Origin of the sequence: Rhizobium sp. S152 (assembly GCF_030380735.1) — a bacterium.
Taxonomy (GTDB): Bacteria; Pseudomonadota; Alphaproteobacteria; order Rhizobiales; family Rhizobiaceae; genus Rhizobium.
In genome coordinates this window covers 203261-219969 of sequence record NZ_JAUDRZ010000003.1, presented here as the reverse complement: position 1 = coordinate 219969, position 16709 = coordinate 203261, and the positions used below count along the sequence as shown (strand labels likewise).

The 16709-nt window shown below is 62.2% G+C and carries 16 protein-coding genes; 11 read left to right on the top strand and 5 right to left on the bottom strand.

The genetic code is table 11. The features are described from left to right. From QTL95_RS05660 to QTL95_RS05610, 11 genes are all read left to right on the top strand, one after another. Positions 1-1335: a four-carbon acid sugar kinase family protein gene (locus QTL95_RS05660; protein ID WP_289718995.1), complete on the top strand. Its 1335-nt coding sequence runs from the start codon at positions 1-3 to the stop codon at positions 1333-1335. A gap of 127 nt (positions 1336-1462) precedes the next feature. Then, positions 1463-2290, top strand: a complete 828-nt coding sequence (locus QTL95_RS05655; RefSeq protein ID WP_289718994.1) for a phosphogluconate dehydrogenase C-terminal domain-containing protein — start codon at positions 1463-1465, stop codon at positions 2288-2290. 75 nt (positions 2291-2365) lie between these two features. Beyond that, on the top strand, positions 2366-3307 hold the full coding sequence (locus QTL95_RS05650) for a D-ribose ABC transporter substrate-binding protein (RefSeq protein WP_289718993.1): 942 nt from the start codon (positions 2366-2368) through the stop codon (positions 3305-3307). An 84-nt stretch (positions 3308-3391) separates the two neighbouring features. Further along, the gene (locus QTL95_RS05645) at positions 3392-4036 is read left to right on the top strand and encodes a DUF2291 family protein (RefSeq protein WP_289718992.1); all 645 of its coding nucleotides are present in this window, start codon (positions 3392-3394) and stop codon (positions 4034-4036) included. Then, complete coding sequence (locus QTL95_RS05640; RefSeq protein ID WP_289718991.1) at positions 4033-5577, top strand: sugar ABC transporter ATP-binding protein; 1545 nt, start codon at positions 4033-4035, stop codon at positions 5575-5577. Before QTL95_RS05645 ends, QTL95_RS05640 begins: the two co-directional genes overlap by 4 nt. Then, positions 5574-6638, top strand: coding sequence for an ABC transporter permease (locus QTL95_RS05635; RefSeq protein ID WP_037179272.1), 1065 nt, complete (start codon positions 5574-5576; stop codon positions 6636-6638). The genes QTL95_RS05640 and QTL95_RS05635 overlap by 4 nt, the downstream gene beginning before the upstream one ends. Before the next feature lie 2 nt (positions 6639-6640). Further along, complete coding sequence (locus QTL95_RS05630) at positions 6641-7675, top strand: Gfo/Idh/MocA family protein (protein ID WP_289718990.1); 1035 nt, start codon at positions 6641-6643, stop codon at positions 7673-7675. Beyond that, a complete protein-coding gene (apnL, locus tag QTL95_RS05625) occupies positions 7672-9543 on the top strand; it encodes a D-apionate lactonase (protein ID WP_289718989.1) in 1872 nt (623 codons plus the stop codon). Before QTL95_RS05630 ends, apnL begins: the two co-directional genes overlap by 4 nt. Positions 9544-9600: 57 nt before the next feature. Then, positions 9601-10620 (top strand): dihydroxyacetone kinase subunit DhaK, encoded by a 1020-nt coding sequence (locus tag QTL95_RS05620; protein ID WP_289718988.1) that lies wholly within the window; start codon positions 9601-9603, stop codon positions 10618-10620. After that, positions 10617-11258, top strand: coding sequence for a dihydroxyacetone kinase subunit DhaL (gene dhaL, locus QTL95_RS05615; RefSeq protein WP_289718987.1), 642 nt, complete (start codon positions 10617-10619; stop codon positions 11256-11258). Before QTL95_RS05620 ends, dhaL begins: the two co-directional genes overlap by 4 nt. Positions 11259-11624: 366 nt before the next feature. Further along, on the top strand, positions 11625-12026 hold the full coding sequence (locus QTL95_RS05610; protein ID WP_289718986.1) for a helix-turn-helix domain-containing protein: 402 nt from the start codon (positions 11625-11627) through the stop codon (positions 12024-12026). 31 nt (positions 12027-12057) lie between these two features. Here the strand turns inward: QTL95_RS05610 and QTL95_RS05605 are convergent, their stop codons facing one another. The 5 genes from QTL95_RS05605 to QTL95_RS05585 all read right to left on the bottom strand — a co-directional run bounded on the left by QTL95_RS05605 (position 12058) and on the right by QTL95_RS05585 (position 16526). Beyond that, positions 12058-12327: a hypothetical protein gene (locus QTL95_RS05605; RefSeq protein WP_289718985.1), complete on the bottom strand. Its 270-nt coding sequence runs from the start codon at positions 12325-12327 to the stop codon at positions 12058-12060. Positions 12328-12391: 64 nt separating this feature from the next. Beyond that, the gene (locus QTL95_RS05600) at positions 12392-13138 is read right to left on the bottom strand and encodes a TfuA-like protein (protein ID WP_289718984.1); all 747 of its coding nucleotides are present in this window, start codon (positions 13136-13138) and stop codon (positions 12392-12394) included. Then, complete coding sequence (locus QTL95_RS05595) at positions 13138-14394, bottom strand: YcaO-like family protein (protein ID WP_289718983.1); 1257 nt, start codon at positions 14392-14394, stop codon at positions 13138-13140. The genes QTL95_RS05600 and QTL95_RS05595 overlap by 1 nt, the downstream gene beginning before the upstream one ends. A gap of 11 nt (positions 14395-14405) precedes the next feature. Further along, positions 14406-14534 (bottom strand): hypothetical protein, encoded by a 129-nt coding sequence (locus tag QTL95_RS05590; protein ID WP_289718982.1) that lies wholly within the window; start codon positions 14532-14534, stop codon positions 14406-14408. A gap of 126 nt (positions 14535-14660) precedes the next feature. Continuing rightward, positions 14661-16526: a BTAD domain-containing putative transcriptional regulator gene (locus QTL95_RS05585; RefSeq protein ID WP_289718981.1), complete on the bottom strand. Its 1866-nt coding sequence runs from the start codon at positions 16524-16526 to the stop codon at positions 14661-14663. Positions 16527-16709: the final 183 nt, after the last annotated feature.

Sequence of the window (16709 nt, the reverse complement as noted above, 5' to 3'; positions counted from 1 at the left end):
ATGACCAAGCCACTCCTGACCTATTACGGTGACGATTTCACCGGCTCGGCCGACGTCATGGAAGCCCTGTCCTCCAATGGCGTCCCGACGGTGCTGTTCCTCGGCGTTCCGAGCGCTGAGACCACCGCGCGCTTCGCCGACTACCGCGCCTTCGGCATCGCCGGCACCAGCCGCAGCGAGACGCCGGCGTGGATGGACGAACACCTGCCTGAAATTTACGCCTGGCTGAAGGAACGCGACGCGGCGATCTGCCACTACAAGGTCTGCTCGACATTCGATTCCAGTCCCGAGATCGGCAGCATCGGCAAGGCGATCGACATCGGCAAGGCGCTGTTCGGGCAGCCTGTCGTGCCTGTGATCGTCGGCGCACCGCAGTTGAAGCGCTACACGTCCTTCGGCAACCTCTTCGCCGCCTACCAGGATCGCGTCTACCGCATCGACCGCCATCCGGTCATGAGCCGTCATCCGGTGACGCCGATGAGCGAGGCGGATCTTACCCTGCACCTCGCCAAGCAGACATCCCTGCCGGTCGGTCTTGCCGATCTCGTCGCTCTGGCCGCCCCGGATGCCGACGCGCGTATCGACCACATCGTCGAAAGCACGCCGGGCGTTGTCCTTCTCGACGTCGATAGTGCCGAGTCTCAAGCGGAGGCCGGGCGCCAGCTCTGGCGCCTGCGCCGCGACGGCGGGCTCTTCACGGCAGGCTCGTCCGGCGTCGAATATGCGCTGCTGCAGGCATGGAATAACGAAGGCCTGCTCGAAGCCAAGCCGGAATTCGCCTCGCCGGGCAAGGTCGATCGTCTCGCGGTCGTCTCCGGCAGCGTCTCGCCGACGACGGAGCGCCAGATCCGCAACGCCACCGAAAACGGCTTCGACGGCATTGCCCTCGATCCGCTTGAGGTGGCTGGCGAAAACGCCGGCAACGCCATCGAAACCGCGATCGCCGAAGGCGTGAAGCGGCTGAAGAACGGCAGAAGCGTCATCCTCCATACCGCACTCGGCCCCTCGGCCGACCGCGGCACCGATATCGATCGCATTCCCGGCGCCCGCCACAAGCTGGGCTCCGCGCTCGGCACCATCCTGCGGCGCCTGATCGAAGAAGAAAACCTCCGCCGCGCGGTCATCGCCGGCGGCGACACATCGAGCCATGCGCTGAAGGAACTGCGCGTCGATGCGCTGACCACATTGCTCCCGCTGCCGCAGACGCCGGGCTCTCCGCTCTGCACCGCGCATGGAAGCTACGAACCGACCAACGGCCTGCAGATTGCCCTCAAGGGCGGACAGGTCGGCACCGACGGATACTTCGCGCAAATTCGCGATGGAAGAAAAAGCTGACCGTGCGCTTTCGTTCAGCAGAGGTCGGCCCTGTCGATCTCAACAGTAAAGCGCCACTCATTGGGATGGTGATTGACTCATCATACCAGTCAAGTTAACAGATGTTCAAACCAAGAGGTGAGGAAACATGACTGCAATTGCTCTCTTTGGCGCCGGTGGCAAGATGGGCTACCGCCTGGCGAAGAACCTGAAGGGTTCGCGCTATGACGTCCGCCACGTCGAAATCAGCGATGTGGGCAAGGCGCGCCTGAAGGACGATCTCGGTCTTTCGACCGTTGATGTGGACGCTGCCCTTGATGGCGCCGACGTCGTCATCCTGGCTGTTCCGGACACGCATATCGGCAAGGTTGCCGCCGGCATCAACGACAAGCTGAAGGCCGGCACCATGGTCATCGCGCTCGACGCAGCCGCGCCGTTCGCCGGTCACTTCCCGGAACGTCCTGACCTGACGTACTTCGTCACGCATCCGTGCCATCCGCCGATCTTCAACGACGAAACCGACATGCAGGCCAAGAAGGACCACTTCGGCGGTCTGTTCGCCAAGCAACACATCGTTTCGGCCCTGATGCAGGGTCCTGAAGAAGCCTATGCCGTCGGCGAAGAAATCGCCAAGACGATCTGGGCACCGGTCATGCGCTCGCACCGCGTCACCGTCGAGCAGATGGCGATGCTGGAGCCGGGTCTTTCCGAGACCGTTGCCGCTTCGCTGCTCGTCGTCGTGAAGCAGGCCATGGATGAATGCGTCGCACGCGGCGTTCCGGAAGAAGCTGCCCGCGACTTCCTGCTCGGCCACCTCAACGTTCTCGGCGCCGTCATCTTCGGCGAAGTCCAGGGCGTGTTCTCGGACGCTTGCAACAAGGCTATCGAATTCGGCATCCCGGCCCTGATGAAGGACGATTGGAAGCGCGTATTCGAACCGCAGGAGATCGCTGACAGCATCAAGCGTATCACCTGATACCGATCCCGGGAGGGGGCAACCCCTCCCCTTTCACCGCCCTGCTGGGAACAGGGCTTCTTTTGGGAGGAAACCATGAAACTGACACGCAGACTGACCGTCGCTGCATTCGCCAGCGCACTTGCCATGGGCGTAGCGATGCCCGCCTTTGCGGCGGACCTGATCGCCATCATCACCCCCGCGCACGACAATCCATTCTTCAAGGCCGAGGCCGTCGGCGCCGAAGCCAAGGCCAAGGAACTCGGCTACGAAGCGCTCGTCATGACCCATGACGACGACGCCAACAAGCAGTCGCAGATGATCGATACCGCGATCGGCCGTGGCGCGAAGGCCATCATCCTCGACAACGCCGGCGCGGACGCCACCGTTGCCGCCGTCAAGAAAGCCAAGGACGCGGGCATTCCGTCCTTCCTCATCGACCGCGAAATCAATGCCACCGGCGTCGCCGCCGCGCAGATCGTTTCCAACAACTACCAGGGTGCCCAGCTGGGCGCGCAGGAGTTCGTCAAGCTGATGGGCGAGAAGGGCAATTATGTCGAGCTCGTCGGCAAGGAATCCGACACCAATGCCGGCATCCGCTCGCAGGGCTATCACGACGTCATCGACGACTATCCGGATCTGAAGTCGGTCGCCAAGCAGTCGGCGAACTGGAGCCAGACGGAAGCCTACGCCAAGATGGAAACCATCCTGCAGGCAAACCCGGACATTCAGGGCGTCATCTCCGGCAACGACACGATGGCCATGGGCGCGATCGCCGCTCTCCAGGCCGCCGGCCGTAAGGACGTCATCGTCGTCGGCTTCGACGGTTCCAACGACGTCCGCGACTCGATCAAGTCCGGCGGCATCAAGGCCACCGTTCTGCAGCCCGCCTACGCGCAGGCGCAGATGGCCGTCGAGCAGGCCGACGCCTACATCAAGAACAAGACTCTTCCGAAGGAAGAGAAGCAGCTGATGGATTGCATTCTCATCAACGCTGACAACGCCGACAAGCTCGAAACCTTCGCCATCGCGAAGTAAGCGCAGTTCAGGCCAATGTCGTAGGGCGCGGTTATCCGTGCTCTACGTTCCATATCCTATTTCATACAGATTGGAGCTTCGTTGATGGCGAAGGTCAAAAGCGCGGTCGTGATCGCAATGCTTGTCGTGGCGTTGCCGGGTTGCAAGATCATCAAGACGCCGACGGCGGAAGAAAAGGCGGCGGCGACCGCCAAGAGCGCTTTCGATCCGCTGGCGAAGGTCGAGGCCATCTGGCAGTCGCAAGCGATTCCGTACCTGCAGCAGCGCGCCGGCGAACTCAAGGACGTCACGGCACTTACCGCCTCCAGCGCCGATGAAGCCGGTGCCAAGTACGGCAATGCGCGCAGGCAGGCGAACGCGCCCTGGACCTATGCCGTCAAGCTCAGCGGCAAGGTCATCGCGGCCGACACGGCCTCGCGCGCGGCCACCATCGATGTCGATACCGATGGCGACGGCAAGGCCGATGCCAAGGTGCAGATCGGCCCGGCCATCCGCGGCACGGCGCTGCGCGACACGCTGGAGTTCGTCAACTTCAACGAGTTCAAGAATCAGATCGAGTGGGCGCAGTTCGGCAAGGCGTTCAACGAGAAGATCAACACCTCGCTGCTGGCGGCCCTGCCGCGCGACGGACTGAACGGCAAGACGGTCAAGGTCCTCGGCGCGTTCCCGCTGCCGTCTTCAGGACAGCCGCCGCTCATCACGCCAGCCGAACTGACGGTCGAGCCATGAGCGAACGGGCTGTACACGATATCGTTCTTCGCCTCGACGACGTGTCGAAGGTCTATTCCGGCATCGTCGCCGTCAAGCGCGCCAATCTCGAGCTGCGCCGCGGCGCCGTCAACGTGCTTGTCGGCGAGAACGGCGCCGGCAAGTCGACGCTGATGAAAATCATCGCCGGCGTCGAGCGCCCGACGCTCGGCCGCATCATTCTCGACGGCGAACCGGTCTCCTTCGACAGCCCGGCCGACGCGCAAGCGAACGGCATAGGGATGATCTTCCAGGAGCTCAACCTCTTCGCCAATATGACGGTGGCCGAAAACATCTTCGCGACGCGCGAAATCACGCGCGGCGTCCGTGGCATCGACCACAAGGCGCAGATCGAAAAGGCCAACGCGTCTCTGAAGCGCCTGGATGCGGGCATCAATGCCGAAACCATGGTCGAGGACCTGCCGATCGGCCAGCAGCAGCTGGTCGAGATCGCCAAGGCGATGTCGCTCAACGCCCGCATCCTGATCATGGACGAGCCCACCTCGGCGCTATCGGCGGCCGAAGTCGAGATCCTGTTCAAGGTCATTGCGGAACTGAAGGCTCAGGGCGTCGCGATTGTCTACATCTCGCACCGCCTTGAGGAACTGATGCGGATCGGCGACTACATCACCGTCCTGCGCGACGGCCAGATCACTGGTCAGGCGATGGTGCGCGACATCGACACCAAGTGGATCGTGCGCTCGATGATCGGCTCCGATGCCAAGGATTTCGCGCGCGCCGTGGATCATACGCTGGGCGGCGAAGCATTTCGTGCAGAGGAGATCAGCCTGCCACGCCGCACCGGCGGCCTTGCCGTCGACCACGTGTCGCTTTCCGTGCGCGCTGGCGAGATTCTCGGCATCTACGGATTGATGGGCGCCGGCCGCAGCGAGTTCTTCGAATGCGTGATCGGCAGGCACAAGCACTCGACCGGCAAGGTCTTCATCGACGGCCAGGAAGTGCGCGCCCGCGACACCACACGCAGGATCCGCCGTGGCCTGGCGCTGATCCCGGAAGACCGGCAGCGCGAAGGCCTGGTTCAGGTGCTTTCGATCGCGAGCAACCTGACGCTGGCAAGCCTGCAGCGCTTCACCCGCCTGTTTCACATCAGGGCGAGCGCCGAAAAGCAGGCAATCACAGATATGATCAGGGACCTCTCCATCAAGGCGCCGAACCCCGATTTCGAGGTCACCTCGATGTCGGGCGGCAACCAGCAGAAGGTGGTCATCGGTAAGGCACTGATGACCAATCCCAAGGTTCTCCTGATGGACGAACCAAGCCGCGGCATCGACGTCGGCGCCAAGGCGGATGTGTTCCGCACCATGCGCCGGCTCGCGGGCAAGGGACTGGCAATTCTATTTTCAACCTCCGACCTTGAAGAGGTCATGGCTCTTTCCGACCGCATCGCCGTGCTCAGCAACGGCAAGCTGGTCGCGATCTTCGACAAGAACGAAGCGACGGAAGAGGCCATCATCGCGGCATCTGCCAAGGGTCACGGACATCAAGGAAAGCTCGCGTCATGACGGCGGACACATCTTCCACTTTCGGCGCCAAGCGGTCGAACGGTTCCATTCTCCTGACTCTGATGAAGCTCAGGACGTTCATCGCGCTCTTCGCCGTGATTATCTTCTTCGCGATCTTCGCGCCGAACTTCACATCGACGGCGAACATGATCCTGATGTCGAAGCACGTCGCGCTCAATGCGTTCCTCGCCATGGGTATGACGTTCGTCATCATCACCGGCGGCATCGACCTTTCGGTCGGCTCGATCGTCGGCCTGTGCGGCATGGTGGCCGGCGCGCTGATCCTGAACGGGGTTGAACTGCCGATCGGCTACACCGTGTTTTTCAACATCTACGAGATCATCCTGATCACGCTGGCCGTGGGGCTTGCGATCGGCCTGATCAACGGCCTGTTGATCACCAAGCTCAACGTCGCGCCATTCATCGCGACGCTTGGAACACTCTACATCGCCCGCGGCCTCGCGCTACTCTCCTCCGATGGCCAGACCTTCCCTAATCTCGTCGGACGGCCGGAATATGCGACGACGGGCTTCGACGTCTTCGGCGCCGGTCGCATGCTGGGCCTGCCGGTGTCGATCTGGATCCTCATCGCGCTTGCGCTGATCGCCGCCTATGTGGCGCGCTCCACGCCGATCGGCCGCCATATCTTCGCCGTCGGCGGCAATGAGCGCGCGGCACGGATGTCGGGTATCCGCGTCGATGTCGTGAAGATCTTCGTCTACATGTTCTCAGGGCTATGCGCCGCCATCGTCGGCATCGTCATCTCCTCGGAACTGATGGCGTCTCACCCGGCAACCGGCGAAAGCTTCGAGCTCAACGCCATCGCGGCGGCCGTTCTCGGCGGAACCTCGATGTCGGGCGGTCGCGGCACGATCGGCGGCACCATCATCGGCGCCTTCGTCATCGGCATTCTTTCCGATGGACTCGTCATGATGGGTGTTTCATCCTTCTGGCAGATGGTCATCAAGGGACTGGTCATCATCATCGCGGTTGTCGTCGACCAGGCCCAGCGCCGGCTTCAGCAGCGCGTGACTCTCATGCAAATGGCAAAGGCAGGCTAAGAATGGCGGAACTGAACGGCGCTCTCATCGGCTGCGGCTTCTTCGCAATCAACCAGATGCACGCCTGGCAGGATGTGCCGGGCGCCCGGATCGTGGCGATCTGCGACCGCGATCCGGACCGGCTTCGGATCGTCGGCGACCAGTTCGGTATCGAGCGCCGCTACAGCGATGCCGCCGCAATGTTCGCGGATGGCGGCTTCGACTTCGTGGATATCGCCACGACCGTCCAGAGCCACCGCGCGCTGGTGGAAATGGCCGCGGTTCATAATATCCCGGCGATCTGTCAGAAGCCGTTCGCCAAGACGCTCGATGACGCCAAGGCAATGGTGAAGATCTGCGCGAAGGCCGGCGTGCCGCTGATGGTGCATGAGAACTTCCGCTGGCAGACGCCGATCCAGGAAGTGAAGAAGGTGCTGGAAGCGGGCGTGATCGGCGAGCCGTTCTGGGCACGCTTCTCCTTCCGCTCCGGCTATGACGTCTTCTCCGGCCAGCCTTATCTGGCCGAGGGCGAGCGCTTCATCATCGAGGATCTCGGCATCCACACGCTGGATATCGCCCGCTACATCATGGGCGACGTGCGCCAGCTCAGCGCCCGCACCAAGCGGGTCAATCCCATAATCAAGGGCGAGGACGTGGCGACCATGCTGCTCGATCACGAGAGCGGCGCGACGTCGATCGTCGATGTCAGCTACGCATCGAAGCTCTCGACCGAGCCGTTCCCGGAAACGCTGATCGAGCTCGACGGCACCAAGGGCAGCATTCGTCTGTCGCAGGGTTATCGTCTCGAGGTAACCGGGCAGGAGGGCACCACGGTTACCGACGTCTCGCCCAAGCTTCTTTCCTGGGCTTCGCGCCCCTGGCACAACATCCAGGAAAGCGTCTTCGCGATCCAGCAGCATTGGGCCGACAGCCTTGCCGCCGGCAGCGAAACCTCGACTTCCGGCGCCGACAACCTCAAGACATTCGCCCTGGTGGAAGCGGCCTATGACAGCGCGGCCAGCGGCCAGACCGTGGATGTCGAGGCAATGCTGCGATGACCGACAGCTTCCTGATCTACGGAACGCGGGAAAGCGAACGCCAGCCGGAACGGCTGACATCGGGCAAGCTTTCGGTCGATCTCTCCGACGGCAATCTTCGCAGCATCACCTATGACGGCGTCGAGGTGCTTCGCGCAGTCTCCTATCTGGTGCGCGACCGCGACTGGGGCACCTATGCCCCCGAGATCACCGAACTGGCGGTCGACCGGAAAGACGATAGCTTCTCCGTCGTCTACGTCGCGCGCTGCGCAGGTCCGGAAGGCACCGATCTTGCAATTCGGGTGACGATATCGGCGGCGGCCGATGCGCCTCTGGTGTTCGAAGCCGATGCGATCTCGGCGACCGGCTTCGAAACGAACCGCTGCGGCTTCTGCATTCTCCATCCCATCGTCGGCGTCGCCGGCACGCCTGTTACTGTCGAGCATGTCGATGGCAGCCGCGTCGAAACGCGTTTTCCCGATCTGATCGAGCCATGGCAGCCGTTCAAGGACATGCGCGAGATCACCCATACGGTGATGCCAGGGGTGACCGCGCGCTGCCGGATGGAAGGCGACGTGTTCGAGATGGAGGACCAGCGAAACTGGTCGGACGCCTCCTACAAGACCTATGTTCGCCCGCTGGCACTGCCATGGCCCTACCGGATCGCGGCCGGCGAACCGGTGCGCCAGCGCGTCGTTCTCGATATCAGCGACACGCGATCCGCAACGACATCTCCGGCATCCACGGACGCGTCCCTGCCCCCGGTATCGCTGGAGCGCGGCGAGAAGCGCGGAATGCTCCCTTCCATCGGCATCATCGTGACGCCCGAAGAGGCGGATGCCGTGATCGAGGCGCGCCAACCGCTTGCCGAAATCGGCCCGCAGGAACTGCTCTTTCATTTCGACCCGACGGCAGGGCACGATGGCAGCGCCTTCACGCGCTTCGCCGCCGTGGCGAAGCTACACAAGGGTACGACGACAGTGGAAATCGCGCTGCCGTGCAAGCGACCGCTCGACACCGAGGCACAGGACATCGCAACCGCGATGCGCGATGCCGGCTTCGTGCCCGATGCCATCATCATTTCACCTTCCGTCGACCGGCAATCGACACCTCCGGGCAGCGTCTGGCCGGAATGCCCGCCGCTGGAGGATGTCTATGCCGCAGCACACAAGGCATTCGCAGGCATCAGGATCGGCGGCGGCATGCTCAGCTACTTCACCGAGCTGAACCGCAAGCGGGTGCCTTCCGCGCCGCTCGCCTTCGTCAGCCATTGCACCAATCCTATCGTCCATGCCGCCGATGATCTGAGCGTCATGCAGACGTTGGAGGCGCTGCCCTTCATCACCCGCTCGGTGCGCGCGATCTATGGCGACAAGCCCTATCGCATCGGACCCTCCACCATTCCGATGCGCCAGAACCCCTATGGCAGCCGGACGATGGAGAACCCGAACGGCGGCCGCATCCCGATGGCCAACACCGATCCGCGCCATAACGGCCTATTCGCCGAGGCATTTACCATGGCCTATGTCGCCAGCGTGCTGGATGCCGGCTTGGAGTGCCTGACGCTCTCCGCCCTGACCGGTTCCTTCGGCCTCATTGCCGGCCACGACGAGCCGGTTCCGGAAGGTGAAAAGCGACCACTGTTCAAGGCCGTGAAAACGCTCGCCGCTCTTGCAGGCCGGGAATGGACGGAATGCCGTTCGTCGAGCGCTTCGCGTGTGCGGGCTTTCATCGTCGATGCCACCGACGGGCCGCTGCTGTGGCTGATCAACGTGACGAAGAGCGTGCAGCAGATCGATCTCGGTTCGCTGAACAGCCGCCAGCCGCTTGCCGCCGGCTTGCTTGAGCTTTCGCCATACGAAGTCAAGTCCGTTCCGCTCGCGGATTGACCTTGCATCGCTGACGCTTAGCTATAGCCTCCGATACCAACATGAGGGAGGAATGGCGTGAAGACGAAGAAGCTCATCAATGACGGCGGCGCCGCCGTCGACGAGATGCTCGAAGGCATCCTGGCCGCGCATCCCGACCATCTGCAGACGGTGAGCGGTTCGCCGCGCTCGATCGTCGCCAAGCGGGGCCCGCGCACGGGCAAGGTGGGGCTGGTAATAGGCGGCGGCTCCGGCCACGAACCGAGCTTCCTCGGCTTCGTCGGCAAGGGTCTGGCGGATGCGGCTGCCGTCGGCAACGTCTTCGCATCACCGCCGCCGGATCCGATCATCGAATGCGCCAAGGCGGTGGACGGCGGCGCGGGCGTTCTCTTCATTTATGGCAACTACGCCGGCGACGTGATGAACTTCGACATGGCGGCGGAAATGCTTGCCATGGACGATATCGAGGTGCGCACAGTCGTCACCACCGATGATGTCGCCTCCGCGCCTCGCGACCAGAGGGAGAAGCGGCGCGGCGTGGCCGGCAACGTCTTCATCTTCAAGGCGGCCGGTGCTGCTTGCGACCTTATGTATTCGTTCGACGAGGTCGAACGCATCGCGCGAAAGGCGAACGACGAAACCTTCACCATGGGCGTGGCGCTGGCGCCCTGCTCGCTGCCGCAGACGCTTCGGCCGAATTTCGAGATCGCCGAGGACGAGATGGAAGTCGGCATGGGCATCCACGGCGAGCCAGGCATTTCGCGCGAAAAACTGAAACCAGCGGACGCCGTCACCGATGAACTCGTCGACACGATCCTAGCCGATAGCGGGATGGCATCCGGCTCGCGCGTCGCGGTTCTCGTCAACTCCCTCGGCTCCACACCCCTGATGGAGCTCTACATCATGATGCGCCGGCTAAAGGCGCGTCTCGACGAAGCGGGTATCGTGGTTCATACCGCGCTTGTGGGCAACTACTGCACCTCGCTGGAGATGGCCGGCGCGTCGATCAGCCTGATGCGTCTCGACGACGAGTTGCGGATGCTGATCGACCACCCTTGTGACTGCGCGATGTTCCGCAGCGGCACGGTGACGGCATGAGCGAGTTCACTGTTTCCGACCTGCAGGGACTTCTGAGAACAATCGCCGAGCGCATGTCGGCCGAGCGCGATCATCTTTGCCAACTCGACGGCGTGATCGGCGATGCCGACCATGGCATCGCCATGGAACTCGGCTTTACCGCCGCCGCGAAGGCCGCAGGCGAACTGGATCCGGCCGCAACAGAGCCTACCGGCGTCCTCAATACGGCGGCGAAGGCGTTCCTGAACGCCGTCGGCGCTTCTTCCGGCCCACTCTACGCAACGGCCTTCATGCGCGCGGCCGCCGCGGTGAAGGGCAAAGTCTCGCTGGACTACGGGGACATGTGCGAAATTTTCGCTGCCATGGCAAAGGGTATCCAAGATCGCGGCAAGGCCGAGGTTGGCGAGAAGACGATGGTCGATGCCTGGGCGCCTGCAGCCGCGGCCTGCGCACGGGCCGGCGCCGAGGGATTGTCACTTTCCGAGTGCTATGCGGCGGCTCTGGCGGCGGCGGAAGCGGGGCGCGATGCCACGCGGGATATGGTGGCAAGCAAGGGTCGGTCGGCGCGGCTCGGCGACCGCTCGCTTGGTCATGTCGATCCCGGCGCAGCTTCTGCCACCATTGTAATCTCAAGCCTTCGCGACTTCGTCCGGCGCTAGGTAACCGTGACGTTTTTTGGCCAGAGCGACCAACGTTGCTCGGTGGTCCTGGGACCCGCTCGGCCGTTTAACGGACGATAGTGGAAACGCGTGCGTAAGTGCTTCTCTATCGCCTAAAATACTGCCGATGTTAGACGAAACTCAACGACGGACTAATAACGTCCTCCAGTTGATGAGCGGCACAACCCGAATATGGTGCGGCCCACATCGTTAGTGCACGAATATATGCATGAAATTCAATGTGTTGCTTGAAAATACCTGCTCGCTAGAAAAAACGAATCACACAATTGATCCGATCAATTATCTCCGATAGGTTGACGGACAGTAATATAATCGTGCAGCAACTCGCGCGGAAAGGATAAAGCAATGAAAGAGGCACCCCATGCAGTCGATGTTCATGTCGGAAAGACGATCCGCATAAAGAGACTGATGCGCAAAGTATCACAGACTGAGCTTGGCGATCGGGTTGGTGTTACATTTCAGCAGATCCAGAAATATGAGAAGGGTTCGAACCGCGTTTCCGCGAGCATGCTGGTAGAAATTGCCGGCGCTCTCGATGTCGACGTGCGCTCCTTCTTCGAAGATATGTCGGCACAGGGCTCCGCAAACGATAACCCGACGCCAAGCGAGGAATTCGTCGTATCGCGCGATGGCGTGCTCCTGAACGCCGCTTTCCTGTCGATCAAGAACGAACAGGTCCGCAAGAAAATCGTCAAGCTCGTCCAGGCTGTCGCCGGCATGGATCAGGTGGACGAAGCCGCGGAATAAGCTGCCCGGTCCGAGACGCTGACATCATTAATCAATGGCAGTCGAGAAGCACCAGGTTCTCGCTGGCATCTTTCATTGCTATCTGCGTTTTTCTTCCGATCAGTTTTTCAAGATTGACGTCAAGCTCCCGTTCCGGGTCGATGCCATCCCAGTCGATGACGACCTGTAGGAGAGCCATGTTCGTCAGGTGCTGAAGGTTGTGCAGCTTCAGTTTGCCGGCCTCGTCCTTCGCAGCCGACAGCAGCCGGAAAATCCGCGCATATTCGCTGCCTGTGCCTTCGTCCCGTGTCTGAACGTTCATTTCATCCGCCTCTCTGACAAGCCCTGGGGGAGAGCTTCAGTAAGGGCATCATCGATCCCAAGCGTTATTTCAGCGTTACAGGCGTGAAACTGGTAGCGACTTCGGCACGCAGGCTCTCCCAGTGTGACGTTGCGGCGAAGCCCCAGTCACGCTTGGAGGCCGTGGATTCGGCGCCCAACAGGTGCTGCAGTACGGACTCCGCATCGGTGCGCTTGCGCTCGACCTTGTTGGCACGAATCAGCCGAAGGATTTCCTTGCCCCGGCCTTCATCCGTAAAGCTGCAGCCTTCCAGCGCCTTCGGATAGGTGCGCTCGGAAAAATGCAGTTGGCGACCGGCGAGAAGCAGCATCTTGTGCTCGCAAACCGAGATCGACCCATCGGCGAACAGCCGCTCGATCGTCGGCTGGAAATCGACCCAAGGAATCGACAAAGGCAGCCAGCCGAGTTCTTCCGGTGCATGCACCAGCGCCACGGCCTCGTCATCGATCAACCGGCCCTCGGCGTAATCCTCGTAGATCGAACCGACACCGATCATGCCGAAGGCGGAGCATTCGGCTGCGCGCAACGCGCCCATGCTGGCGGCGCCGAAAACCGTGACGTTCTTTTCGAGCGCGTAGAGAATTTCCTTGTGCCAGACCGAAGGCGTCTCGCCGAAATAGCCATCGACGATGGCGATCGCCTTCGCTCCATCCTGAACCGCCTGCAGAATATCACCGCGAGCAGCGGGCGGGCGGAACTCGATGGACGGATTTTCCGCGCGGAGACGAGGCAGATCGTTGCCGAAGCTGGGGCCTGCGAAAATCACCTTCATTACTGCACTCCCTGCATGGCGCCGACGGCGCGCAGACCGAGCTGGATGAACTCGCCATCCACATCGACCTCGAGCCCCGGAATGATGACCCGCACGACCGAGACCGGCAGACGCGGATGCGGGAGCGGAACGGCCACCACCTGATTGATTCCCCGTTCGGCCAGCCGATCGAGGATGTGGCGAATGTTTTCCTGGATGCTGCGCTTCTCCGGCTCGAAGCCGAATGCCGGCGCGACAGGCGTTTCGCTGCACAGGTCGATGAGCTGCTGCATCGGGCCGTTGTTGTCGAGGCGCTGATAGACGCGTGGCGTGAAATCGTCCCGGCTGCCGGCGATCGCGGTCAGCCTGCTCTGCGCGGCTTCCGTGATCGCGCGAAGCGCTGCGCGGACCGGATCGGGATGACAGCCGCAACCCCCGCAGACATTCGTCCAGCGGGCATCCACGCGCTCGCCAAGATTGCCGGGAATGATGACGGCAAGGAAACTGGGGACGCCGATATCGGTCGTCATGTCGAGCAGCAGGAGCTGCATGCCGGCGCGCTGGATTCGATCGACGATGATGTCGACAACCGGGTCGCGGAAAGCCAGGGGATCGACGCGTGCACCGCGCAGCTGCTCGAAGGGGCGGAGCTGGGTCAGTGCCCAGGCGTCGCGCTCCACGAGCTCGCACATGCCGTGAAGCACCGCTTCGGCCGGCCGGTTGCCGGAGGCAAGCCCATCGCTGGACTGCTCGAAGCCAGAAGGGCGAACGCCGCGATGGTCGAGGCCGACGAGCGACCAGGGAACGAACACCGGCTTGTTGGAAACGATATCCAGGCCCTCGCACCAGCCGATCGGCTCGGCGCCAATCTCCGACGGCACGCAACGGGCGACCGAATCGAGATCAATCATCGGCGCGCGCTCGGCCTTCATGGTGTCGAGGCTTGCGGTGATGAGATCGTCGGGCTGCATTTCAGCGACGCGCGTTTCCACGGCTTCCATGGCGGCCGAAGTCATGGCCGCCGCTTCATCGATACCTTTGCCCTGGAACACCGACAGCGTGTAGCTGTTCGGCCGGGTCGCGAAGGCGACCGGAATTTCGAGAAGGTCAAGCGCGGTGAGAAGGCCTACGCGCGTAATGCCGAGTTCCTGAAAGTGCGGCTTGATGGCCGCGAATGTCTGCACAGGTGTCAGCGAGCGGTCGTGATAGCCATTGATCCCGGCCGACGAAAGGCTAAGATCCGTGGCAAGACGCTCAAGTGCAGTCTGTGCAGACATTCGCATCACCCTCAACGGAACTTCAGGGCGTGAACGATATTGGCCGTGGCGTTCGTGTCGAACTGAACGGCGTTCTGCTTGAGAACGGCCTGAGCGGCTGCGGAAAGGCGGACGGTCGGCTTGATCTGGGTGGTGGACATGTTTTGCTATCTCCAGCTGAAAGCAGCGTTGTGCTGCGGACGAGCTGGAGAATGACCGGCAGGCGTTATTCCGGCGTGACTGAGTTTCAGCTTAAAAACGCGGCTAAGTCGATGAAGTGTAACGCTTCAGGACAATCCGGCCATACGCAGGCCGTCAATCAACTGACGCGTGTCCTCAGGGTTGCGATCAGGCACAAAACGCCAGACATCTTCTGTGCGAAAATCAGGAAAATTCTCAAGGACAACCGAGGCGTAATGCGCCGCGGCCTTCGCATTGCCGTTCTTGGCATGCGCGGCCGCGAGCAGACGTGACGTCGCCGGACGATCCTTCACGCGATCCAGAACCTCGATTGCCTTGGAATAGTTCTCCTGGACGAAATGGATGCCACCGAGATTCCAGTAGTAATAATCCGGCGGCAGAGGATTGAGCTTCAGCGCGGCGAGGCTGAGCTCAAGCGCCCGGTCGCTCTGGCCATCGTGAAGCAGCGCATCCGCGTGATCGGCGAGGATGTCGGCGTCGTTGGGATTGAGCATCTGCGCTTCGGCGAAGAAATCCAGGCTGTCGTCGAACCGGCGCCGGTAAAGCGCCACGAAGCCGAGCTCGCGCATGGCGCGGCCACTGTTCGGGTCGCTGTCGCGCGCGAACCATGCCGAGCGATCCGCCTCCTCGAGCAGTTGCGTATCCTTCATACCGCGCACCAGCCACTCCATGCCGAGTACGCGCGCCATGCCCGCATGGGCGGACGAGAAGCGATCGTGTCGGACGAGCGCCGACTTGAACCACTTGCGCGCCTGCCGGAGGTGCTGCAGATCCGTCTTCGACACCAGCCGCTTGCCTTCGAGATAGAGACGGTAGGCCGAGGGATTGATGTCGTGCATCATATCCGAAAGCTCGCGCCGCTCGATCGTATCGGCAAGCGTCATGACGATGCGCCGCGCCAGATGGCCGAAGGACTGGTTGATCTTCTGCATCGCAAGCGGCAGGTCGATCGCCCAGAGAACTTCCGCGCTCGCCGTTTTGGTCAGCCGGCAGGTCGCGTAGATATCGTCATCCCGACCGTGGATCGTCACATAGACCGTGTAGTCGAACTGCAGGTCCTGCTGCGGGAAGGGCGCGGCATCGGCGTTCTGGCCCCGGCTCAGTATCTCGATGCTGGTATGCGCGGCGATCACCTTGAAACCGCGCTGCTGGCTGAGCCCGATGGTCACGTCTTCCAAAAGCGCGCGGCCGACGCGCTGCAGCAACGGATCGGAGAGCATCGTCTCCGGCGGCAGGATCAGTACGCGAGGCTGACCGACGGGGTCGGCAGCCGATGGTTGCGGGCGCGGCGCCGCTTCGGGCACGGCCGGCGCGATGATACCGAGATCGCGGGCCAGCGCCTGCGTCACGCCATCCGGCTCAGCGCCATATTCGGTCTTGAGTTCGCTGAGGCAGCGGAAATAGGCCTGGCGCGCGGCGGCCGCATCGCCGGCATCGGCGTGAACCTGCATCAGCGTTCGACAGGCGACCTCATTGGCGGGATCCGCGTCGATCACGATGTTTGCCAGAGACAGCAGCTCAGCAGACGTCCGTTTGTCCGGCGCGTCGAGAAGCGCCATGATCCGCGCATCACGTCGTTCGGAAATCCGCCGGCGCTCTACCGAAAGTCGCTCGTCGGCCTCGATCGTCGGCGCCTTGAAGCCTTCCAGCAGCTCGCCCGTAAGCAATTCCCAGTCCGGACGCTCCAGCGTGACGGCGGGATCGCAGAGAAGCGTTATATCGGCATCCCAATACTCGCCGTTGAAGGTGAGATCGGTGTTGGTAGCAAGGATGAGTCGCGGTAGCCTCTCTGGGATGCTGCGATCGATCCGCGCAAGCAGCTGGCGCAGACTTCCGGCGCGCTGCTTGGACATGTCGGACTGCCAAAGGATGCCGCGCAGGCTCTCGCGCTCCATCGACATCTGGGGCGAGGTGATCAGCAGCGCCAGAAGTGGATATGCCTTCTCCGGCAATACGATTTCCTCTCCCGCAACGAAAAGCGCGGGCTTTCCGAGAAGGCGAAGAAGACGATCCTGTTTCCGTGCCGAAATCAATGGCAGCTCGCGATGAGAGAGTTCGCGGGAAGTATAGGGATATTGACATCCGACGCAAAAGGAATGTGCCCGATTGGTTGAATATTTCAACCGCCGGGTGAT

Coding starts and splice junctions, on each gene's coding strand:
- QTL95_RS05610 (WP_289718986.1), top strand. CDS start 11,625: ATGAAAGAGGCACCCCATGCAGTCGATGTTCATGTCGGAAAGACGATC.
- QTL95_RS05645 (WP_289718992.1), top strand. CDS start 3,392: ATGGCGAAGGTCAAAAGCGCGGTCGTGATCGCAATGCTTGTCGTGGCG.
- QTL95_RS05635 (WP_037179272.1), top strand. CDS start 5,574: ATGACGGCGGACACATCTTCCACTTTCGGCGCCAAGCGGTCGAACGGT.
- QTL95_RS05640 (WP_289718991.1), top strand. CDS start 4,033: ATGAGCGAACGGGCTGTACACGATATCGTTCTTCGCCTCGACGACGTG.
- QTL95_RS05630 (WP_289718990.1), top strand. CDS start 6,641: ATGGCGGAACTGAACGGCGCTCTCATCGGCTGCGGCTTCTTCGCAATC.
- dhaL (WP_289718987.1), top strand. CDS start 10,617: ATGAGCGAGTTCACTGTTTCCGACCTGCAGGGACTTCTGAGAACAATC.
- QTL95_RS05600 (WP_289718984.1), bottom strand. CDS start 13,138: ATGAAGGTGATTTTCGCAGGCCCCAGCTTCGGCAACGATCTGCCTCGT.
- QTL95_RS05650 (WP_289718993.1), top strand. CDS start 2,366: ATGAAACTGACACGCAGACTGACCGTCGCTGCATTCGCCAGCGCACTT.
- apnL (WP_289718989.1), top strand. CDS start 7,672: ATGACCGACAGCTTCCTGATCTACGGAACGCGGGAAAGCGAACGCCAG.
- QTL95_RS05660 (WP_289718995.1), top strand. CDS start 1: ATGACCAAGCCACTCCTGACCTATTACGGTGACGATTTCACCGGCTCG.
- QTL95_RS05605 (WP_289718985.1), bottom strand. CDS start 12,327: ATGAACGTTCAGACACGGGACGAAGGCACAGGCAGCGAATATGCGCGG.
- QTL95_RS05590 (WP_289718982.1), bottom strand. CDS start 14,534: ATGTCCACCACCCAGATCAAGCCGACCGTCCGCCTTTCCGCAGCCGCT.
- QTL95_RS05655 (WP_289718994.1), top strand. CDS start 1,463: ATGACTGCAATTGCTCTCTTTGGCGCCGGTGGCAAGATGGGCTACCGC.
- QTL95_RS05595 (WP_289718983.1), bottom strand. CDS start 14,394: ATGTCTGCACAGACTGCACTTGAGCGTCTTGCCACGGATCTTAGCCTT.